Origin of the sequence: Pseudomonas sp. 18173, from assembly GCF_050432945.1 — a bacterium.
Taxonomy (GTDB): domain Bacteria; phylum Pseudomonadota; class Gammaproteobacteria; order Pseudomonadales; family Pseudomonadaceae; genus Aquipseudomonas.
Genome location: NZ_JBKFTN010000019.1, coordinates 54,232 through 75,422 on the forward strand (window position 1 = coordinate 54,232; position 21,191 = coordinate 75,422).

18 protein-coding genes and 1 pseudogene are annotated in these 21,191 nt (G+C 51.2%); 9 read left to right on the forward strand and 10 right to left on the reverse strand.

Features of this window, described 5'->3' with window-relative positions; all coding sequences use genetic code 11:
* Positions 1–3: 3 nt before the first annotated feature.
* Both ACLD1X_RS20725 and ACLD1X_RS20730 read left to right on the forward strand, forming a co-directional pair.
* Positions 4–540 carry a hypothetical protein gene (locus ACLD1X_RS20725; protein WP_429370802.1) on the forward strand — a complete coding sequence of 179 codons (537 nt, stop codon included), beginning with the start codon at positions 4–6 and terminating at the stop codon, positions 538–540.
* Positions 522–1,910: a tyrosine-type recombinase/integrase gene (locus ACLD1X_RS20730; RefSeq protein WP_429370804.1), complete on the forward strand. Its 1,389-nt coding sequence runs from the start codon at positions 522–524 to the stop codon at positions 1,908–1,910. Before ACLD1X_RS20725 ends, ACLD1X_RS20730 begins: the two co-directional genes overlap by 19 nt.
* 110 nt (positions 1,911–2,020) lie before the next feature.
* On the opposite strand, the gene qatC is transcribed toward ACLD1X_RS20730, so the two are convergent.
* The 10 genes from qatC to pyk all read right to left on the reverse strand — a co-directional run bounded on the left by qatC (position 2,021) and on the right by pyk (position 14,191).
* A complete protein-coding gene (gene qatC, locus ACLD1X_RS20735) occupies positions 2,021–3,349 on the reverse strand; it encodes a Qat anti-phage system QueC-like protein QatC (RefSeq protein ID WP_429370806.1) in 1,329 nt (442 codons plus the stop codon).
* Positions 3,328–3,843 (reverse strand): hypothetical protein, encoded by a 516-nt coding sequence (locus ACLD1X_RS20740; protein WP_429370808.1) that lies wholly within the window; start codon positions 3,841–3,843, stop codon positions 3,328–3,330. Before ACLD1X_RS20740 ends, qatC begins: the two co-directional genes overlap by 22 nt.
* Positions 3,844–4,084: 241 nt before the next feature.
* Entirely contained in the window at positions 4,085–5,887 is a 1,803-nt protein-coding gene (locus ACLD1X_RS20745; RefSeq protein ID WP_429370810.1) for a KAP family P-loop NTPase fold protein, read from the reverse strand.
* Between the two features lie 464 nt (positions 5,888–6,351).
* Positions 6,352–7,068, reverse strand: coding sequence for a TerC family protein (locus tag ACLD1X_RS20750; RefSeq protein WP_429370812.1), 717 nt, complete (start codon positions 7,066–7,068; stop codon positions 6,352–6,354).
* A gap of 158 nt (positions 7,069–7,226) precedes the next feature.
* Positions 7,227–8,750, reverse strand: a complete 1,524-nt coding sequence (gene gpmI, locus ACLD1X_RS20755; RefSeq protein WP_429370814.1) for a 2,3-bisphosphoglycerate-independent phosphoglycerate mutase — start codon at positions 8,748–8,750, stop codon at positions 7,227–7,229.
* Positions 8,751–8,758: 8 nt separating this feature from the next.
* Positions 8,759–10,384, reverse strand: coding sequence for an NADP-dependent glyceraldehyde-3-phosphate dehydrogenase (locus tag ACLD1X_RS20760; RefSeq protein WP_429370816.1), 1,626 nt, complete (start codon positions 10,382–10,384; stop codon positions 8,759–8,761).
* Between the two features lie 78 nt (positions 10,385–10,462).
* The gene (gene tpiA / locus ACLD1X_RS20765) at positions 10,463–11,260 is read right to left on the reverse strand and encodes a triose-phosphate isomerase (RefSeq protein ID WP_429370818.1); all 798 of its coding nucleotides are present in this window, start codon (positions 11,258–11,260) and stop codon (positions 10,463–10,465) included.
* Positions 11,261–11,263: 3 nt separating this feature from the next.
* Positions 11,264–12,565: a phosphopyruvate hydratase gene (eno, locus tag ACLD1X_RS20770; RefSeq protein WP_429370820.1), complete on the reverse strand. Its 1,302-nt coding sequence runs from the start codon at positions 12,563–12,565 to the stop codon at positions 11,264–11,266.
* A complete protein-coding gene (locus ACLD1X_RS20775; RefSeq protein ID WP_429370822.1) occupies positions 12,558–12,728 on the reverse strand; it encodes a hypothetical protein in 171 nt (56 codons plus the stop codon). The genes eno and ACLD1X_RS20775 overlap by 8 nt, the downstream gene beginning before the upstream one ends.
* A gap of 14 nt (positions 12,729–12,742) precedes the next feature.
* Positions 12,743–14,191 (reverse strand): pyruvate kinase, encoded by a 1,449-nt coding sequence (gene pyk / locus ACLD1X_RS20780; RefSeq protein WP_429370824.1) that lies wholly within the window; start codon positions 14,189–14,191, stop codon positions 12,743–12,745.
* Between the two features lie 317 nt (positions 14,192–14,508).
* Here pyk and ACLD1X_RS20785 point away from each other — a divergent pair.
* From ACLD1X_RS20785 to ACLD1X_RS20815, 7 genes and pseudogenes are all read left to right on the forward strand, one after another.
* Positions 14,509–15,270, forward strand: a pseudogene (locus ACLD1X_RS20785) (MCP four helix bundle domain-containing protein); the annotation flags it as partial.
* Complete coding sequence (locus ACLD1X_RS20790; protein ID WP_429370935.1) at positions 15,268–16,131, forward strand: methyl-accepting chemotaxis protein; 864 nt, start codon at positions 15,268–15,270, stop codon at positions 16,129–16,131. The pseudogene ACLD1X_RS20785 and the gene ACLD1X_RS20790, both read left to right, overlap by 3 nt.
* Before the next feature lie 155 nt (positions 16,132–16,286).
* Positions 16,287–17,252: a GntR family transcriptional regulator gene (locus tag ACLD1X_RS20795; protein WP_429370826.1), complete on the forward strand. Its 966-nt coding sequence runs from the start codon at positions 16,287–16,289 to the stop codon at positions 17,250–17,252.
* Positions 17,249–17,887: an aldolase gene (locus tag ACLD1X_RS20800; protein ID WP_429370828.1), complete on the forward strand. Its 639-nt coding sequence runs from the start codon at positions 17,249–17,251 to the stop codon at positions 17,885–17,887. The genes ACLD1X_RS20795 and ACLD1X_RS20800 overlap by 4 nt, the downstream gene beginning before the upstream one ends.
* A 286-nt stretch (positions 17,888–18,173) precedes the next feature.
* Positions 18,174–18,383, forward strand: coding sequence for a hypothetical protein (locus ACLD1X_RS20805; protein WP_429370830.1), 210 nt, complete (start codon positions 18,174–18,176; stop codon positions 18,381–18,383).
* Positions 18,384–18,632: 249 nt separating this feature from the next.
* The gene (locus tag ACLD1X_RS20810) at positions 18,633–19,922 is read left to right on the forward strand and encodes an AAA family ATPase (RefSeq protein WP_429370832.1); all 1,290 of its coding nucleotides are present in this window, start codon (positions 18,633–18,635) and stop codon (positions 19,920–19,922) included.
* 10 nt (positions 19,923–19,932) lie between these two features.
* The gene (locus tag ACLD1X_RS20815; protein WP_429370834.1) at positions 19,933–20,688 is read left to right on the forward strand and encodes an HNH endonuclease; all 756 of its coding nucleotides are present in this window, start codon (positions 19,933–19,935) and stop codon (positions 20,686–20,688) included.
* The last annotated feature ends 503 nt before the right edge of the window (positions 20,689–21,191 follow it).

The window sequence follows — 21,191 nt, forward strand, 5'->3', positions numbered from 1 at the left end:
AATATGAAAAAAACAGATACCGCATCCGTCCATAAGAAATTCTGCCTGCTCATAGACATTCTTAAAGCCCCTGAAAAACACGAGACGATGCAGATGATACGTGATGCGTTAATCACGCAGCAAAAGTTCGCAAAACTCAGCGACCCTGAAAATCAAATAATTGGTTGCTCCTTGAATTCATTTAAGTCTGCTGCCGACATAGTCATCCCTGGTGGATTTAGTGCCATAGACAAATTGCGACAGCGGGTTCTCAAAAAACTGAGTTCTGAACCTCCGCCGCCGCCAGAGCGAGCCGATACTGTGAGATCTCTACAAGAGAAAAACAAACGCCACCAAGAAAATATAAAACATCTAGAGGAGCATATTTTGCGTTTGTCATATGTTCATCGAAAAGTAATGCAAATGTACGAGCGGGTTGCATACCTACCTCCAGAGCTAATCAAACCTGTTTACTTGAAAGATCGAGGGGAAATTTACACCTTGATCTCCACCTTAGATCTTACTGAATTTTGGAGTTCGGCATGCGCAGAGCCCCAGTAACAATGATCACGTCCGTCTCCCCTGACTTTGAACTGCCAGGTGTAGTTCTGCCAGATGGGGGTGTTGAAATGACGAATGCAGGATCACTCCCAATAATTCGATTACCTAATGGCTCAATTTGCTATTTCGCGAACATGTTTGTCTTTGAGCTTTATTCGCGTGGTTATTCACTCATAAACAACGGGGGAACGGTTAGGGCGTATCTATCACTCCTTAGCCACATAATCCAATACGCTTATAACAATCAGATATCATTCCTTCACTTCACAGATAATCGTTTCCAACATTTCATGCTTACACTCAAAGCAGTTTCCGCAGATGGCTCAAAGCTCCGCTCAGAAAATCAACAGATCGACATTATATTTATGAGCCTTGATTTTCTTGAGTTTATCGGGACTCATGTGGGGCGAGAAAATTTCGTTGGTAAAACCGGCGTAATCCGCGCTGAAAGAATTCTACCTAATGGAAATTATAATGATGCCCCCTATTCCTCCCGATCCCGCTGGACTATAGAAAATCTCCCAAGGTCATCAGACCCTGGGCATGGCGTCGCAATTGGGTTTGATGCGCTAAAAGCCTTAAAGGAAGCTACTTGCAAATCTTCATCTTCGTTTTTATCCCAACGTAATTTCCTGATAATTGAAATGATGGAGGCATCAGGTTCTCGTAGAGGAGAAACTGCTCCCATCATGGTGGCTGACATACTGGATGCACTGAACAATTTCTCATCCCCCAACGGCTTAACACTTACCACACTAAAGCATGGCCAACTTGAGTACAGAGAAGTAACAGTCCCTCGATCCACACTGGAAATTGCTCATGAATACATTAAAAACTCAAGACGCATAGTAATAAAAAAAACAATTGGAAAATCGAATGACCATGGTTTTCTTTTCATATCTGCCAGAACAGGAAAGCCGCTTTGTACAAACTACATAACTAACATTTTCTCGAAACTACGCAAAGATAGTGGAATTACTGAAAAAGCTCATCCACACCAACTTCGGCATCTATTCGCGCAAAATAGAAGCAACGATTACACTTTACTACTTGAATCAGGGTTGAACACTGCGACTCACAGCCCGAATCGACGAGATAATATGCGGCGACGAAAACTAAAACAACAGCTTGGGCATCATGGAGATCAGTCACCCGATCACTACATCCAGCAAGCCGAAGATGAACTATCAAATCTTTCTCTGTCAGACAAACTTGTCGCTAGAGAGCAAGCTTTGCGGAAGCACTCAGACCAAATCAGAGCAATGCAAAAATTCTCTGAGCAAATGACATCTCGTCAGTTTCGTGATTTTTCTCAACGTATGCTTGCTGCAATGCTGGACGATCTTGGCGAAAATCATCCACCCGTTTAGCTCAGCGTATTATTGATGATACAACTACTACTCTCCAGACCATCTCATCAGCGTTCACCTCTGAGATGGTCATTTTCCGACATTTAGATGTCTATGAGAGCTGCGCACATTCAGAGAAGCCCAAGGCTATCCAGGTAAGTTCCTACCTCCTTCATACCTCTTGCAGCCACGTCGATCAGGTTATCGCGAGTATGGCGTTCTGTAGGCAACGGACCAGCTTGGGGAACCCACCTGGCGGCGTCAACTTTAGGTAGTCGCCGCGCGGCTAGGATCATTGCCATAAGGTCATCTCTAGCGGTGCTGTCGTTCAGCACAGCAGCAAGGTCGCGCCCCTTGGTGTTGTAGTTTGTAGCATCGACCATGTTAGCTGCATGGAAAGAAGCACGCCGGATGATGCAGGGAACACATTTGCCACATTGCACGTGTGTTCGTTTCCATTTACCGCACGAGACTGTCTCGGATACCAGTTGCTTGAGGGTGGCCTGATCCAAACACTCCAGCAACATTTCACCTTTGGTTTTCAGCGAGTATGGATTTACGACCTTCACTGGCAGGCCAACGGTATCCAGTACTTGTTGAAACAACTCCAAGAAGTGAGGATGGGTTGTTCTGGTACTGAGCGCACCAATGCGTCTTCGCGTCATTGGTGGGTTGAGGGCGATCAATCCGTTCTCAGGGACGTACAACTCCACTGGAGGACCAGCAACCCGGAGCTGCGCAAGGGTCGATCCTACGAGCGCTCCGTATGCGAGAAAGTTAAAGCTTCGCGTACGCATCTGAACATCGGTCTGAGTACCCAACCATGAGATAGGGTGGGCTACAGCAGCGAATCTGGAAACGTTGATAGGAAGCTGATCACGGATCGCGATCTGCTTCTCTGAATCGCCTCTATAGGCATGGCTGATCAATAGAGGGCGGCGCCCTGTGGCCAGCAGATCCAGCGCTCCAATCCCGCTGTCCATGCCACCCGAAAAGAGACTCACGCAATCATGGCCCGCCATGACTGTTATTCGGCCTCGATTCTGCGCATTTAGCTGACGCGGCCCGTCTGGCAGCAGCTCAATCTCCCAGATGTCCCCACTGAGAAAATGGAGGGCCTTCTGAAGTAAAGGTACAGCTGGTTGCCAACGATCTGGATCAGCTATCGGAATCGATAAACGCAGAGCCCGTGCCCACCCGTCATCAGCATCAGCTTTATCAACAAACGTATCTGCGGCGGTGACTGCCATCGCAATGGTCAGCAAGTCGAAACCAACCCTACTCACAGGTGCGCCTAAACGCCTTACCGCAGCTCTTACTGGCCCACCAATGGAACAGGTTCCGCGAGCGTGAGGTCGACTGCCGTACATTAGTACTGGAATCACATTATCCGAGGGTGGGGGCAGTAAATGAGGTTCATGCTGAAAGATAAGATGCTTCACTGTTCGTAGCTCTCCCACTCACTCCAGACTTCCTTTATAGCCAGAAGCTGCACCTGCTCAACTCGGGCGGAAGAGAATGCTTTCAAATTTCCACTCAGCAAAGGACGCATGTGCTTGTCAGTGACCGACTCGACTAGTGAATGTAAGTCCTTTTCAGCCTGCTCCACTTGACCGGCTGACTTTGCCTTTGCGAACGCATCGTTCGAGTCCAGAACCACCTGACTGAAGACACAATTGGTCACGTAGACCAGCATCATCTGCACCAGCATCTCATCCGTGATGCTCGAAAAATCGAATTCGTCGTAGCCTTGGAGACACTCTGAGAGCGCTTCATTCATAGCCACTCGAACTCGATCAGAATCACCGTCTTCAGTGGCAAGGGCCTGCACAATAACGCTGATGGCAAGATCGGTGTCTTGACCATTGAGTGAAGCCAAATCAAGCCCAGGCAACGACTGCCCTTCGCGAAATGCGGCCATTGCGCCAAACAACGCTCCGCCCGCACCTGCCATTGACCCAAACCTGGCAGGACCAATCGCGCTGCCACCAGTCGCCGCACCTGCATAGCTGCTCACTGCGGAGCGGAGGTAGTCACCGTCGCCGCTGGCGACGAATCTCCCCAGGTTGGTGCGGAAGTCCTTAAAGCGCTGTGGGGGAGCCTCAGGTATTGCCGGCTGACCATCCGTATCTACCCATCCTGGGACGTACGGTGAATTTCCCCCAGGCCCTTTACTCGATGTAGAAGTCCCCATATCACTTCGACTCTTTTGGTTTGAACCAAGCGGCACCCTTCACCTTGGCGTTGAGCCACGGTTTGAGCTTTCCTGGCATCACTGTATGGATGAAGTCAGACAGAAGAGCACCTGCGTCGGCGGAGTGCTCTGCGAGTAGCTGTGCTCCGTCGAAACCGAGCGCTTTTTGAGACCAATCAGAATGCGGCCGCATTGACTCAATGAGTTGAGCCATAAGCAATCCACGCTCCGACACAGGAACACTCTGAATTGCGGAAATGGCGGACGGGGAGGACGTGTTATTGGTCCGTTTCAAAATGCCCAATGCGTTGGCTGCGTCTGCTGACAATCCTGCGCGGAGGACTCGCAACGGAGTGGTTTCACGGCTTAGGTAAACAATTGGGCGAAGATCGATGTTGGCCAGTGGAGGCTCTAGAGTTAACCACTCCCTTAGCAAATCGCCCTTCTCTTTCCACACCTCAGGGGACGCAGCCTTAAATTTGTCTGGGTCTTCAAGGAGGGTTTCCAGTGATGCCAATATCTCGGGTTTTCCTCCTGCTGCGGTATTGATGATGGAATACAAATGCGCAATCGCTTTTTCTTCCATGCATCGTTCGAACAAGGCGATCTTCGCAATCAATGCCTCATCCACAGGCATCTTCCGTAACTTTGCAACACGGGCGCGCATGCGCACCACGTTAAGCATACGCTTCACGATTCGGGGATTTCCCGAAACCGACGTCGAGTTGGCAAGCATTGGAGCGATGCGATCAGCAATGGGAAAAGCCTCGGTGACCTCTTTCGGCACACCTGAGCCGAGAAGACTTAACGCTTTTTCTGTGCTGATTGGCTCGTCTTTCCATGCTTGGCGAAGGTTTTCTTCGAGACCGGCTCTGAGGCTTTCAAGGCTGTCAGCAGTGGCATTTTTACCAGCGGAGGCGAAGAGCAGAAAAAGATATGCCCTCACCTCTTGGACTCCCAATTTCGGGACACGGACCGGTACCTGAATCAGCTTGTCTAGGTAATCGGTGACGTGCCGGTCGCCAGGGTCCTTGAAGTGCTCACTGACTGAATGGCGGACCATGTCTTCGTCCGCAGCAACCACGAAAGCGGTATGGCCCATGAAAAGGAAAAGACGCAGTGCTTCCAGCGTGTGAATTGTTTGCGCGGGCAGACAACGGTCCAGGTTGTCGACGAACACAACAAGGGTCTTGTTGAGGCCTTCCAACACGTCTGCGAACTCTTCTCTGAACGCGGCGATCTGCTTGGGCGGCGTGTTCTGCTTTTCATCTGCAAGCAAATCGGAAAAGTGCTCTTTAGCCTTGCCTCCCTCTTCTTTCAATGTGGCAACAGAGTCGCTATCGACATCACCGGAGAAAAGATTGTTGAGTGCCTCAACACCCTTTGCGCCAAAACCAAAGGCAGGCACCCCCATGGCGAGCGCACCGCCTTCGACCATAAGACCTAAGAGCCGCATTTTCTTGACGCGAGAAACCAGCTTCTTTGCTTTCCCCAGTAGAGACGGAGACGTTAGTGATACGTCCATCAACGTGGATGCAATCACTTCCATTAGAGCGGCACGAGAGTCGTCAAACCCTTGATAAAGCCAAGCATCAAACCGCACTACAACAAACTCGGGCTTTTCCTGATGGGGGTTCAGCCCATCCTCAATCAAGTTCAACAGCGTCGATTTGCCAGTGCCCCAGGATCCGAAAACGCCGACAGTTACCGGTCTCATATTGGGATCTCGAATCACATCGATCACTAGATCGGCGACCTCCGAGTAATTCAAAAAATCTTGCTTTGTATCGACGTCAGCCCACATCTAGGCCTCCCTGCCAGCGGTCACTTTTAGAAATTTGACGTAGGACGATGTACCCGTTTCGATGCCCCATGCCTTCCAACGGACATCATTCGCCAAAAACAATAGCTGCGCCACTGGTTTGGCATCATCCAAACCATCTGGCCTCATGCGCGTTAGCTGCACATTTCAGAAGCCTGTCTATTCGATGTAAAAAGAGGCGGAGTCAACGGAATGGATCTCAATGGGCAGAGAGGCCCCAGTCAGTATTCCGGTGGAAGTATCAGCACTTACAAAACCTTAACATCTATCCCTTCTCTGCCCGCATAAGCAATACAGAGGTAATCGCAGTCCTTCAAAATAGAAGCCAACTCAGAGTGTTACTTAGCGCCATGCTCTGAGCCGAGCAACACTCGATTGTTCCAATATCCGATTTCGTCAAAGTAAAAGCCTGTAAAGGCAGGCGTCCTTGCCCTGTTGTCACGATTTTATGCAGCCTTAAGCGTTCTGAACCGAATGTTCAAAGCCTCCACTGCAAGCGAGAAAGCCATGGCAAAGTAAACATAACCTTTGGGCACATGCTGCCCCATTGCGTCCGCGATGAGTACGAAACCCACAACAATCAAAAACGCCAGCGCAAGCATTTTCAAACTCGGATGCTTATCGATAAACGCGCTGATCGCGCCAGCTGCCAGCATCATGATCAGCACGGCGACGACAATGGCCGCGACCATCACTGGCACGTGGGAAACCATACCTACCGCAGTGATTACCGAGTCCAGAGAAAAGACGATATCGATGATCGCGATCTGAATGATGGTGCTCAGAAAGCCAGCCCCCTTTTTACCAAACTCTGACTCCCCTTCTTCCCCACCTTCGAGTTCTTGGAAAATTTCGCTGCTACTTTTCCACAACAGAAATAATCCTCCAAAGAATAGAATCAAGTCACGGCCTGATATCCCCTGATTGAAGACATGGAAGAGATCAGCAGTCAGACGCATGATCCAGGTGATGGAAAGCAGTAAAAGAATACGAGTGACCATGGCGAGGGCCAGGCCAAAAAAACGAGTTTTCGGCTGCATTGCTTTCGGCATGCGGCTGACCAGAATCGAAATCATGATGATGTTGTCGATACCCAGCACAATTTCCAAAACTGTCAGAGTAAAAAACGCGATCCAGATTTCCGGATTGAGAAACCATTCCATAACTTCATAACTCTCGATTGCCCAGAAAAAAAGGCACTACCAAAACTGGCAATGCCCGCATGCTCAAATGAGCGAGTCGTGTTAAGCCACATCGCCTCGACGGGGGTGACCAAACCAATCGTCGGTGCGGCGATGCACTGATGGCACCTGTAAGCCAATCAGACGGTAAGAAGTGAGTTGCCATCCATCTCAGACGGAATCGGCAAGCTCAGCATCTGCAACAAGGTGGGAGCGATATCGCACAACCGGCCATTCTTCAGTCCCTCTCGGCCAGGTTGTTTACTGACCAGAATCAGCGGAACGGGATTCAAGGTATGAGCTGTGTGTGCTTGGCCAGACTCGGTGTCGAGCATTTGTTCGACATTGCCGTGGTCAGCTGTAATCAGGCATTCACCACCGGCGGCGAGGGTTGCCTCCACCACCCGACGCAGACACTCATCGAGCACCTCAACCGCCTTGACGGCAGCGTCAAAGGAGCCGGTATGACCCACCATATCGCCGTTGGCGTAGTTGCAAACAATCAGATCGAATGCGCCACCAGCGATAGCGTTAACCAATTTGTCCGTCAAAAGGGGAGCGCTCATCTCAGGCTGAAGATCGTAGGAAGCAACGTCTGGAGAGGGAATCAGGACTCGCTCCTCCCCCTCAAAAGGCTGCTCTCTACCGCCGTTGAAAAAAAAAGTCACATGGGCGTACTTCTCGGTTTCAGCAATGCGTAATTGCGTCTTCCCAAGAAGCGCCAAGTGTTCCCCCAAACTGTTGCTGATCGCCTCCGGAGGGAACGCGCATGGGCAGTCCAACTCGTCGGAATACCGGGTCAATGTCAGCAACCGATCCCTTGGCAAAACAAAAGGTCGTTCAAACCCTTCGAACTCAGGCTTGATCAATGCCTGGGTCAATTCCCGAGCACGATCAGGTCGAAAGTTCATGAAGATCATCGCGTCATCAGGGCCGACACTGACAGGTTGCCCAATTGTTGTCGGCTTGACGAACTCATCCGATTCACCACGCTCGTAGGCCGCAGACAACGCCTCAGTGGCGGTTGCAACTTGATGTTCAGCATTCGCCGAAACAATCAGGCGGTAAGCGGTTTCGATCCGCGGCCAGCGGTTATCGCGATCCATTGCATAGTAACGACCGACCAACGAGACAATCCGTCCCGCGCCCAAGCGAGCGAACTCACTCTCCAATGCATCCAGCGATGTCTGCGCGCTCTTAGGCGGAGTGTCTCGGCCATCTAGAAATCCATGCACATAGATTTTTTCGACACCCTGTTCAACGAGGCAACCGCATGCCGCGACAATCTGATCGATATGGCCATGAACACCGCCAGGGGAAAGCAAGCCCAAGACGTGCACAGCACCATCGCGCGCCTTTACTCCCTGGAGCAATTCCAGCAACGCTGGGTTGCTAGAGAACTCTCCATCCGCGAGCGCTTTATCAATCCGGGTCAGGCTCTGGTACACCACCCGACCTGCTCCCAGGTTCATATGGCCTACTTCGGAATTCCCCATCTGCCCCTGAGGAAGGCCTACTGCAAGACCTGATGTTTCGATCTGGCTGTTCGGATAGCGCTCAAGCAGCGCATCAAAAGTTGGCTTTTTGGCCGCTGCAAAAGCGTTCGAGTCAGTTGCCTGACGAATGCCGACACCGTCGAGAATAATCAAAGAGCGCGTAGTCATCACTCCCCCTAGAAGATGTAATCAGTGGTCAAGAAACTCGACTCACGATTTCGGATGATGTCGCTGACCAGCTCTTTGTTGTTCTCCTGGAACTTGGTGGCGACCAGCGTTCGGATGGAGAACACCCGCAAGGCGTCGTCGACGGACAGCGTCCCTTCGGCTGAGTTTTTACGCCCGTTGAATGGAAAGCTGTCCGGCCCACGCTGGCATTGTGCGTTGATGTTGATACGCCCCACCTGGTTTGCGAACGCATCTACTAGGCGTCCAACCTGCGCCGAGTTGTTGCCGAAGATACTCAACTGCTGGCCGAAATCTGAGTCGAGGACATAGTTGATGACTGTCTCCAGATCACGATAAGCCACCACCGGCACTACAGGCCCGAACTGCTCTTCGTGGTACACCCGCATGTCGGAAGTCACTGGGTACAGCAAGGCAGGGTAGAAGAATGTTTCGCAGACTTCACCGCCACCAGCATTGACTACTTTGGCACCTTTACTCACGGCATCGTTTACCAGACCAGTGAGAAAATCAGTCTTGCCAGGCTCCGGCAGTGGAGTTAATGCCACACCTGCCTCCCAAGGCATGCCCGGTTTCAGTTGGGCAAGCTTCGACTGAAATTTATCCAGGAAAGCGTCCACGACGTTTTCATGAACGAACAGGATTTTGAGTGCGGTACAACGCTGACCATTGAACGAAAGCGACCCGGTCACAGCCTCCGCGACTGCGTTATCCAAATCGACATCAGGCAGGACGATCCCTGGGTTTTTCGCATCTAGCCCAAGCGCGGCACGCAGGCGGTGAGGCTTCGGATGCAGTTTCTTGAGATCACTTGCAGCCTTGTTGGTACCGATGAAAGCGAAGACATCGATCTTACCGCTGGCCATCAAAGCACTGACCGTTTCTCGGCCGCTACCGTAGATGATGTTGATGACCCCAGCCGGGAAGCTGTCGCGGAATGCTTCAAGCAAAGGCCGGATCAGCAACACACCGAACTTTGCGGGTTTGAACACGACGGTGTTACCCATGATCAAAGCCGGGATCAACGTAGTGAACGTCTCGTTCAGGGGATAGTTATAAGGCCCCATGCACAGCGTCACGCCCAAAGGAACGCGGCGGATTTGACCCAGCGTGTCTTGCTCAAGCTCGAAGCGACTGGAGCGACGATCCAGTTCCTTGAGCGCATTGATGGTGTCAACGATGTAATCGCAAGTACGGTCGAACTCTTTCTCTGAGTCCTTAAGATTTTTGCCGATCTCCCACATCAACAACTTCACCACGGCTTCGCGTTGTTCGCGCATGCGCTTGAGGAAAGCCTCGACATGGCGAATACGCTCAACCACACGCATGGTGGGCCAAGCACCTTGACCGCGATCATATGCCTGCACCGCAGAATCCAATGCGATCATCGCAGTTGGAGCATCCAGCAACGGAGTGCTGCCCAAAATTGCGGACTCGTATCCTGACTCTTTTTTCAGACACACGGGACTACGAACCGGAGCTAATGGACCGTCCCACAATTGCAGCTCACCATTAACGAGATACTCTCGCTGTTCGATGGCCGGTCCTGGACGGAAAGCGTTAGGGATCTCGTCAGCGCTCGGGAACAGTGCTTCAAGTCGATTGTTCAAAGACATTTTTTATACCTCTGTGCATGCACCAGGCGCTGCCCGTAAGAAATAAACGGACAGCAGCACGTACACATTGAAAAGAATTCAGATTGCGATTGATTCGGTCGCGGGGTTTGCCTGAGCCGCCCAGCAAATGGCAGCGAAAGACATCGCGTCCAGAGAAGCTCCGCCTATCAAGCCGCCATCGATATCGGGTTGATTGAACAGTTGCTCTGCGTTGTCGGCCTTCACGCTTCCACCGTACAAAATCCGGCAATCGACGGCGGCTGCGCGGTCTTCTTTAGCCAACCACTGTCGGATGTGTTGATGCACTGCTTGAGCCTGCTCTGGCGTCGCAGTTTCGCCAGTTCCAATAGCCCAGACTGGCTCGTAGGCTATGACGCCTTTAGCCAGATCCTGAATGCCAACAGCCTTCAGTACCGCATTCAGCTGAGCAGTGACGACACCTTCCGTTTCGCCGCACTGGCGCTGAGCGAGTGTTTCGCCGACACACAAAACCGGAATGAGCCCAGCACGAAGCGCCGTAGCAAATTTCTTTGCCACAAGGTCATCGTCCTCCGAATAAAGTGCGCGGCGTTCCGAATGTCCGACCAGCACGAAGCGGCAGCCGATGTCATGGAGCATCGAAGCACTGACCTCACCGGTATGAGCGCCTGAAAGCAGGGAGCTAAGATTCTGAGCACCTAGCGAAACGTCTGAATCATCAAGTAGATCAGCCACGGTGGTCAGGTAAGGAAACGGCGGGCAGATTGCAATTTCGACACCTTCAAAGCGTGAAATCACAGGAAGTACGCTACGCAGCAATGACGCATTGGCAGCACTACTACCGTTCATTTTCCAATTGCCGATCACCAATTTTTGTTTGTTCGAAGAGGTCTGCATGATTCAGGCTTTCCTGTTCAGAAGCGCAGCCGTGTTGTAAGGCGCCCGCTCCTGCAAGGCCTCTTCAATGCGCAACAAACGGTTGTATTTACCCACACGATCCGAGCGGCTCAGAGATCCTGTTTTGATCTGACCCGCGCAAGTGGCGACAGCGAGGTCGGCAATTGTGGTGTCCTCGGTCTCACCCGAACGATGGGAAATCACTGCGGTATAACCGGCATCCTGCGCCATGCGGATGGCGTCCAGCGTCTCGCTGAGTGTTCCGATCTGGTTGAACTTGATCAGGATCGAGTTACCGATCCCTTTCTGAATTCCTTCGCGCAGTATTTTGGTGTTGGTCACGAACAGGTCGTCACCCACCAATTGCACATGACCAAGCTTTTTAGTCAGGCCTGCCCAGCCGTCCCAATCGCTTTCGTCCATCCCATCTTCAATAGAAATAATCGGGTATTTGTCACAGAGCATCGCCAGGTAATCGGCGAAGCCTGCCGAGTTGAATGCCTGGTCTTCTCCGGAGAGCACATATTGACCGCCCTCGTAAAATTCCGAGGCCGCACAATCGAGTGCCAGGGTAATGTCTTTGCCCAGTTCGTAACCCGCTCTACTCACTGCCTCCTTGATAACAACCAGTGCTTCTTCGTTGGAGGCCAGTGACGGAGCGAAACCACCCTCGTCCCCCACCGCAGTACTCAGGCCACGTTCCGACAAAACTTTCTTCAAGGAATGGAACACCTCAGCGCCCACGCGAAGCCCTTCCCGGAACGACGATGCTCCGACTGGCTGAATCATGAACTCCTGGATGTCGATGTTGTTATCGGCGTGCTCACCACCGTTGATGATGTTCATCATCGGAACCGGCATACTGAATTTTCCCGGCGTGCCGTATAGCGCTGCCAAGTGTTCGTACAAGGGAACATTCTGAACCTTGGCAGCTGCTTTGGCTGTCGCCAGCGAAACGGCAAGAATCGCGTTGGCGCCCAGGATGCTCTTACTCTCTGTGCCATCCAGGGCGATCATGACATTGTCGATTTCGCGCTGATTCAATGCATCCAGTCCGATCAAGCATTCGCGGATCGGGTTGTTTACATTCTCAACCGCCCGCATGACACCTTTGCCCATGTAGCGCGATGCGTTGTCTCGCAACTCAAGTGCTTCACGTGAACCAGTCGAGGCACCGGAGGGGACGCTGGCGGTAGCAGTAACTCCATTCGCGAGAGTTACCACAGCTTCAACAGTCGGGTTTCCTCGCGAGTCCAGGATTTCCCGAGCACTGACTTGTTGAATTTGGCTGTTCTTGTTAAGCATGTTTATCCCCCTTCGGATGGTTCGAAGCTAACGTGTCATCGCTCTGCGGCTTGAGTAATTCCTGCTGCTCCGCGTACTGCTCACGAAAATCGAAATCTCTTGGCCACGATTCACTTTCAAGGTGATGTGTCGCGCCCTGGTCTGCTGAATTAATCTCACTCATCAGTGCTTCCTCACTCAGCGAATGGCTTCACCGACACACACGACTCGAAGGGAGTTAGTGCCGCCTTGGGCGTTGGCGTAGTCGCCCTTGGTGATCAGAACGTGATCACCAGCCTTCACGACGCCACGTTTGGTCAGTTCCGCAACCGCCTTCTCGTTCACCAACTCCGGGGCGAAATCATCGCTGTCGAATGGAATGGTGGTGACACCTCGAAAAAGCGTGACCCGATTCTGAGTAGCCAGGTTGCGAGAGAATGCAAAAATTGGGAGGTGTGAACGTATGCGCGACATCAAACGAGGTGTATCGCCGCTTTCCGTCATGCAGATAATGGCTTTCACGCCATGCAGATGGTTCGCTGCATACATTGCCGACATGGCGATGGACTCATCGATCTTGTGAAACACTTGATCAACCCGATGCTTGGAACGATGGGACTGAGGGTGCTTTTCGGCGCCGATGATAATCCGGTGCATGGCCTCAACAGTCTCAATCGGATAGGCGCCTGCTGCGGTTTCAGCTGAAAGCATTACTGCATCGGTTCCATCGAGCACAGCATTGGCGACGTCGAATACTTCAGCGCGCGTCGGCATCGATTGAGTGATCATCGACTCCATCATCTGCGTCGCAGTGATTACCACGCGATTGAGTGTGCGAGCACGGTCGATAATCAGCTTTTGCACGGCAACCAATTCTGCGTCGCCAATCTCAACACCGAGATCGCCACGAGCGACCATTACACCTTCCGACGCCTCAATGATCGCATCCAGAATACGTAGGTCATTGACGGTTTCTGCGCGCTCAATCTTGGCGATCAGACCTGCCTGCCCTCCTGCTTCATGCAGCAGCCGACGAGCCAGCTCCATATCAGAAGCATCTCGCGGGAACGACACAGCCAAATAATCCACCTGCATTTCTGCGGCAGTCTTGATATCGGCGAAGTCCTTTTCGGTCAGCGCCGATGCAGACAACCCTCCGCCTTTGCGGTTGATCCCTTTGTTGTTCGATAGCGGCCCGCTGACCAGAACTTCGCAGATCAGTTGCGTGGCCTCGACCTTCAAGACCTTAAGCTCAATTCGTCCATCATCAAGCAGCAGTATGTCGTCTGGACGGCTATCGGTAATCAGAGCTTCGTAGTCAATACCGACTCGCTGCTTGTCCCCCGCATTCTTGTCCAGGGAAGCGTCGAGAACGAACTGCTGACCTTTATCGAGGATCACCTTTCCTTCCGCAAAACGCGCAATTCGAATTTTCGGACCTTGTAAATCCGCCAGTACCGCCACGAAGCGACCGTGCTTGGCAGCCAACTCACGGACCAATCTGGCACGAGCAATGTGATCTTCAGCCTTGCCATGGGAAAAATTCAGACGCACGACATCGACGCCAGCTTTCACCAATCCCTCAATGGCTTCGAATGATTCTGTTGCTGGCCCTAATGTGGCCACGATCTTGGTTCTGCGCTGCATGACAGATGCTTCCTCGAACAGGGTTTTATTATTGAACGCAAAGGAAATCTTGATTCTGCTTATGGTTATTAGCGTGCAAATAACCAATCAGAGCAAAGCAATCTGATTGGTATCTCTAACAACCTCGGCTCGATTAAATCCTTTAAATCTCAGCGTTTCTGCCTTGATAACAAATCATTGAGGTGAGCCGTCTCGAAAAATCGCTCAAAAAATATTGGCACATTGACACACCAAAATGCAATGCTATTTTAGTCAGCACAAATACACGCATCCGGCCAAGACCCGGATCGCACTACTCTGCCGAAGGGATAATGCTCATGCTGCCAAGACACCTCTCAATCGCCAGTCGAATGGTTCTCGGGTTCTTCATCATTGCCGCGCTGAGCGTTGCTTTAGGGGTATTCGCGTTGCGGCAGATTGACGAGGTTCAGGATCAATCGATCCAAATCAAGGACAACTGGCTCCAGCGGGTCCGTGCGTTGGGTGCAGCTAATGCCGCGCTGAATCGCTATCGGATGGGATCGATGCAGCACATTCTTTCGGTCAGCGAAAAAGACATGCAGTCCTACGAGGACAAAACTGCCGGGCGGTTGCAGCAAGTCCGGGAGCAAATGCAAACCTATGCTCAGTTGCTGACCAGCGATGAAGACAAGGGCCGTTTGAGCGCGTTCAACGCCAGCCTGGAGGTGTATGCGAAGAATCACCTCGAATTACTCAAGCTATCTCGGCAAGGCGACAAGCTTGGTGCGAGGGAGTTTTTGATGACCATCAGAGACTCGTACGACCAGATGACCAAAAACTTTGATGACCTAATTGATCGCTCGAACCAAGGAGCAGAAGCCGCGGGTAATCAATCAATCGATGCCTATCAACGTGCTGTGAGAGGAGTGGTGCTGGTCATCATTTTGGTTGGTATCGGCACAATCCTGGTGGCGTGGTTACTGACCCGCAGCATCACTGCACCGCTGAATGAAGCCGTAAGAGCGGCGAGAACAATTGCCGAAGGTGATTTGAGTAAGCCCATCGAACCGACCGGTAATGATGAAGCCACTCGCCTGCTCGAATCCCTGTCGACGATGCAGAACAACCTGATCAAAACCCTGAGCCAAATCTCCGGTTCGTCGAAGCAACTGACCTCCGCTACCGCTCAACTAAATACGGTTACAGAGGCGTCAGGCCACGACATTCTCCAGCAACATGCGGAGATCGAACAGGCAGCCACGGCGGTCAATGAGATGACAGCTGCCATTGAGGAAGTGGCGCGTAATGCGCTGTCTACTTCAGAGTTGTCGCTGGCTTCCCGGGACATTGCTCTTCGCGGTCAACAGCGCATGGTGGAAACCCTCGGTGCAATCGAAACACTCACCCGAGACGTGCAACTCAGTTCAAAACAAGTGGAAGGTCTGGCGGATCAAGCACAAGGCATTGGCAAGGTTCTGGACGTAATTCGCACGATAGCTGAGCAAACCAATCTGTTGGCGCTGAACGCTGCTATTGAAGCTGCGCGGGCGGGCGATGCTGGACGGGGTTTTGCCGTGGTTGCCGATGAAGTTCGCGCACTCGCTCATCGTACCTCGCAGTCCACGCGAGAAATTGAAGACATGATCAGCGGGATTCAGAACGGCACTGATACTGCCGTGTCGACTATGCGCAGCAGCAGTGAGAACACCCGCCTCACTCTCTCCCTAGCGCAGTCCACCCAAAGCGCATTGGCAGAAATCGTGGCCGCCAACGATGACATCAACCAACGAAACTTGATGATCACCACGGCGACTGAGGAACAAGCCAATGTGGCACGCTCGGTCGACCAGAACTTGCTCAATATCCGAGACCTCTCTGTTCAATCAGCGACAGGCTCACAACAAACCACCAGCGCGTCTCAATCCCTTGGTTTGCTGGCCCTTGAGCTGAATTCGATGGTTCAACACTTCAAGATGTAGCGATATCGACAATGCAATATTTTGCATAATGGCACGTTAAAAAGTAGTCAAGCGCGGCAAAACCTGATCGAATTGAGGTATGCCTCATCGGATCTCACATTCCGGTTCAACCGGTTTGTATTTGTCGCCACCCCATTTCGTAAGTGATCACAGATATGGCCTCAAGCGCCCTCGTACAACGAATCGCTGCCGAGATCCGGCAGAAAATCCAGACCGGTGAGCTATCACTGGGCGCTCACTTGAGCGCACAAAAAGTCGCCAACGAATTCAACGTCTCTCGCTCTCCGGCACGCGAAGCATTGGTATTGCTCTCGGAACAGACTGTGCTTGAGCAGCTGCCCAATCGCGGGTTCTTCGTACTGGAATCAGTGCAGGATCCTTCGCAGATCCAAGACGAGGTACTTCCCCTTGAAGAGCCGGATGAATACTACCGACTCTCGGAAGACTGGTTGAATAACGCAATCCCGAGCGAAGTGACGGAGCAGTTTCTGCGCACTCGCTATGACCTGACCAAAGCCCAAGTCATCGACATTCTGAATCGCGCCGCCAAAGTCGGGTGGGCTGAACCGAAACCAGGTTACGGCTGGCGTTTTCTCGATGTGGCGAAGACACCGGAAACCCTCGAACAAATCTACAAAGTGCGCTCTTTGATCGAGCCAGCGGCACTGCTGGAGCCTACTTACCTGCACGACTTGGCCAAGCTCCAACGTCTAAAAAAGGAGCAGCAGGACATGCTCAATGGTGGCATCGATAACCTGCCGGCGGATGTCCTTTTAAAAAACGGTATTCGCTTCCACGAAGAGTTCATCAAGCTCTCGGGAAACCCGCTTTATCACATGATTCTGGTCCAGATGAACAACATGCGGCGGCTCATCGAGTACCGCTCGATGATCGACCGCAAGCGCCTCTATAAACAATGTACCGAGCACATTCGGATGATCGAACTGGTGGAACAGGGCAACAACCTGGAAGCCGCGCATTTGATGAAGCAGCACTTGAGCGGCTCTTTTGCTCACAAATCGCCGATCCTGAAACTGCGATCAGAATCAGCCGAAACCACCCCTTCAATTTCTGGCCTCAGCACTGGCCTCGCATCAATTCTCCAGGAGAGCACAAGTTGAGCACCGAAGAACAACTACGCGAAGAAATTTGCATCGTCGGGAAAAGCCTCTATGAACGCGGTTACACCGTGGGCAGCGCAGGCAACATTAGCGCACGCCTAGAAGATGGCTGGTTGATCACTCCCACCGACGCCTGCTTGGGAAGATTGAAGCCAGAAGAGATCGCAAAAGTCAGCAAGGACGGCACTTGGGTCTCGGGCAGCAAACCGTCGAAGACCTTGGAATTGCATCGCCAGGTGTACGACCGCAACCCTGAAGTCAACGGAGTGGTTCACACTCATTCGACCTCGCTCGTAGCTTTAACGCTCGCCGGGGTCTGGGCCAAGGACGACATCCTTCCACCATTGACCCCTTACCAAATCATGAAGGTTGGCCATATCCCATTGATCGCTTATCAGCGTCCCGGCTCTCCCGACGTGGCGGCACAAGTGGCGCAATTGGCCAACAACGTTCGAGGCGTCATGCTGGAGCGCTTGGGTCCTGTTGTTTGGGAAAGCTCTGTCTCTAAAGCAAGCTTTGCTCTGGAAGAACTTGAGGAAACAGCAAAGCTTTGGATGATGAGCAATCCTAAGCCTGCGCCACTGGCAGAAGAAGCTATTGAAGATCTACGACAGGTTTTCTCTGTTAAGTGGTAACCCTGCTGAGGGCAAAGACAAGGCGCTCGATTGAGCCAATGACTAATCGTTCGCCTTGCTATTCATAATCCCCAATCAGCTCGTCACTGAAACAGCTAGTCATTCAAATCCGTCTCAACCACTTACATCGCTGTCACAACTTCACTTCGTCCCTTCAACGCAGAAGAGTTATGGGTGTATTAACGCTTGTTCTGGGCCGCTTTCCGCTTATCTTAGGTGATCGGCTGAAGATTGAACGTGTTAATACAACACCCTGCTACCCTTTCCTCTCCACGGAGGAAACACAATGCCAAACTCAGACCTGCTGCCTTCCCTGCTGTTCAAGATCAACGAAAATCAGCTCGCCTTAGAAGCCGCCATCATGGAGCTTACAAACTGGGTAGAGAAACGAGGCGCCTCTGAGGTGGCGGCAAACGTTCGTGGCGCTCTCACAGCAATAGACCGAAACGAAGAGTTCATCAAGATGGCACTAGCAGTGATGATGGCGCCGGAATGACTGCTGTCGCCTGCGTGTTCAAACATTCGGGACAGGCAGCAAAGGACCAAATAGCAGCCCTTCGTTAATGACAAAGATTGACCGATACCGGCAGATTGGAAGCGGCAGCCTCAGCCGAAGGGTAGGTGTAAAAATTTGGCTACACATCTTTATCAATCTCAACGATCATTGATCCGCATTTTTTCATGTCGTCACCGTTGTTGCGTGGCGCGCAGGGTCTTAACGCCAGATTTTTGAGGATATGTGAGCATGGAGGTCTTAGGCTTTCAGATACCGGGCAGCGCTTGTAAAGTAGTTATTCCAAGCGCGCCTGACCTAGAGAACAAAGTAACAATAATTCTCGGTGAAAATGGCACTAAGAAAAGCACACTGTTACGTGCGTTATTAGATGACTCGATCCAAGATCCTGAGCAAAGGCGCCGGAACCGATACCCCTCAGCTTCAACGATTTTTTCAAGCCTACCTTCGCAGGTTATTGCGCTGTCGGCGATCCCTAATGACCGGTTCCCTACAAAAAAACGACATGGAGAGGACCGAATTGATGGCCGTTACTCCGCTGAAAACTATGAGTACATTGGACCGAAACACAATCAGAATATTGTCAGCCGCAATCAAAGCCTACAAGCCTTAACCGGCTCCGTCCTTCTGAATCCTAATCCTGAAGAATCCGTACGCAGGCTAATTGAACGGGTATCAAAAAAAACAGGCGTGCCAACTACCTTTGATGTTGAATTAAGTCCGGTGATGTCGAGATTTAATGAGCATTACAAGCCAAATACACGGAAAGCTGGATTGATGGATCGACTCACAGGCTTAGAAAAATCAATGGTGGAGGATGCGCTCGGGTATGCTCATTCCAAAAGACCAGTCGTGCGATTAGATCTATTTGCCGGGCTCGAAGTTAACCCAGAATTATCAGAGTGTTTAGCACTCGCCTATAAATTTGGTTTTTTGAATTTTAAGTCCCCAAAAGACTTTAGAGAAAGCATTAGCGATCACTTTAGTATTGAGCAATTTAGCGCAGGCCAATGGGGACTATTTTCTACACTTGCAACGTTGGCGCTCCGGATCCAGGATAATACACTTATCTTAATAGATGAGCCGGAAAGCGCACTGCATCCTAGGTGGCAGAGAGAGTATATTGATGATCTGATGGCAGCGGTAAGTCACCGAAGAGGTTGTCATATTTTTTTGGCTACGCATTCCCCCCTCATAGTTGGAACTGTCGGCAATAGTAGTGTCGAGTTACTTACGCTCAGGAAGGATACAGCTGGAGAAATTTATGCAGAGCTATCCGACGTGCCAGTTGGCTGGCAATCGAATGATATTTTAGAAGAAAAGTTTGAGCTGCATAGTACTAGGTCGCCGGAGTTTGTAGCTCAGATTGAGGAGATTCTTGCCATTGTAGCAACGGGCATAAAGGGTAACAAAACAAAGCTAAAAGCCAAGCTTTCCAAGCTTAAGCCAATAGTTGCGTGTTTACCTGAGAATGACTCGATGCACGGGCTAATTTCTTCTCTGATTCGTCTTGCTGACTAAGTAGGGTAGTATGACGTTCGATATACTTTCTAAAGTATCATGGAGCGACGAGCACCAAGAACGTATTGATAAATACTTTAAGGGGCAGTGCTCTGAGTGGACAAAGACTTCACTTGCGCCGTTGCGAAAGGATCTGCGCGCTGGCTTGCTGAAGCTTCAAAATTATACATGCGCCTATTGCCGTAGAGCCTTGTCGCATGAAATTGGCCGAAACGAAATAGACCACATTATTGCTAAAGCCATTGATGGAATGGCACGATTCACATATGAAAGGATTAATCTGGTTGCCATTTGCAAGCGCTGCAATAAAAACAAGAGCGATAAACCGGTGCTAATGCGTGCACTGACCAACCATTGCTCTTATCCAATAAGCCCTGACGACTATCTATGGGTGCACCCATATATCCATAGATACAGTGAGCATATCAAAATTCATGAAGGCTATATTTTTGAGCCCATAGGTGGGCGAAGCAATAAGGCGCGAGCAGAAGCACTTATCAACGCATGCGGTTTATCCAGCATGCCTGAGGTGGAGAAGCGCCGGGCCTTTGAAAGTATTTCATATGCGTCCGATTTGCATTTGTCGGTACTCACTGCGATTGGTCAATATCCGCATATTGCGGATAATGAATTGGCAAAGATGATCATAGATGCTAGGGCAGAATTGACAGGAAGCTCTCACGAAACCATATTGAATATGATAGTGGGCGTGCGCTCGGCAAGTTTCGAGTTGATTGAGAAGGCGGTGAGAGCTGCTAGTTTGTAGTTGGGTGACAGCAAGATGTTCACAGCCACTAGTCAGAGACTGGCGCCGCTGCTATGACGCAAAGCAATGCTGCCTCTGTGGCTTTGGGCTGCGAGTGGAGTTGAATGACAAGGATCACACCGAATGTTGGTTTGATGACGTCAGTGCAGCAAGTTTAAAACAAGCAGCGCAATCCTGAAGCAGCTGCCGCTTGCCGGCGTCATTGAAGCAACTGGCGGTAGCTGCTATCGCGTTCTGGCCCTACCCTGTAAATCCAACCTCATACCACCATTCAAGCCAGCGAATGGTTCTGCGAGCATACAGGTGGGTGGCCGTTTTTGGTCTTACTCTGCGTGTCGTGGAAGGCAGAACTCGGGTGGAGAGGACATTCAATGACTGGATCTGCATTCCATGTCGGCCATAGACACGAAGCCAACCATTTCGTAACCTCTGGACAGAACTAGTCATTTCCACTCCATCGCACTTAGTCGGATTTAAAAGTCCTAAACAATAGGGCTCAAGGG

Coding starts and splice junctions, on each gene's coding strand:
- ACLD1X_RS20815 (WP_429370834.1), top strand. CDS start 19,933: ATGACGTTCGATATACTTTCTAAAGTATCATGGAGCGACGAGCACCAA.
- ACLD1X_RS20795 (WP_429370826.1), top strand. CDS start 16,287: ATGGCCTCAAGCGCCCTCGTACAACGAATCGCTGCCGAGATCCGGCAG.
- ACLD1X_RS20775 (WP_429370822.1), bottom strand. CDS start 12,728: ATGAGTGAGATTAATTCAGCAGACCAGGGCGCGACACATCACCTTGAA.
- ACLD1X_RS20790 (WP_429370935.1), top strand. CDS start 15,268: ATGCAGAACAACCTGATCAAAACCCTGAGCCAAATCTCCGGTTCGTCG.
- gpmI (WP_429370814.1), bottom strand. CDS start 8,750: ATGACTACGCGCTCTTTGATTATTCTCGACGGTGTCGGCATTCGTCAG.
- ACLD1X_RS20810 (WP_429370832.1), top strand. CDS start 18,633: ATGGAGGTCTTAGGCTTTCAGATACCGGGCAGCGCTTGTAAAGTAGTT.
- ACLD1X_RS20750 (WP_429370812.1), bottom strand. CDS start 7,068: ATGGAATGGTTTCTCAATCCGGAAATCTGGATCGCGTTTTTTACTCTG.
- pyk (WP_429370824.1), bottom strand. CDS start 14,191: ATGCAGCGCAGAACCAAGATCGTGGCCACATTAGGGCCAGCAACAGAA.
- ACLD1X_RS20725 (WP_429370802.1), top strand. CDS start 4: ATGAAAAAAACAGATACCGCATCCGTCCATAAGAAATTCTGCCTGCTC.
- ACLD1X_RS20730 (WP_429370804.1), top strand. CDS start 522: ATGCGCAGAGCCCCAGTAACAATGATCACGTCCGTCTCCCCTGACTTT.
- ACLD1X_RS20760 (WP_429370816.1), bottom strand. CDS start 10,384: ATGTCTTTGAACAATCGACTTGAAGCACTGTTCCCGAGCGCTGACGAG.
- ACLD1X_RS20740 (WP_429370808.1), bottom strand. CDS start 3,843: ATGGCAGGTGCGGGCGGAGCGTTGTTTGGCGCAATGGCCGCATTTCGC.
- ACLD1X_RS20805 (WP_429370830.1), top strand. CDS start 18,174: ATGCCAAACTCAGACCTGCTGCCTTCCCTGCTGTTCAAGATCAACGAA.
- ACLD1X_RS20745 (WP_429370810.1), bottom strand. CDS start 5,887: ATGTGGGCTGACGTCGATACAAAGCAAGATTTTTTGAATTACTCGGAG.
- eno (WP_429370820.1), bottom strand. CDS start 12,565: ATGCTTAACAAGAACAGCCAAATTCAACAAGTCAGTGCTCGGGAAATC.
- tpiA (WP_429370818.1), bottom strand. CDS start 11,260: ATGCAGACCTCTTCGAACAAACAAAAATTGGTGATCGGCAATTGGAAA.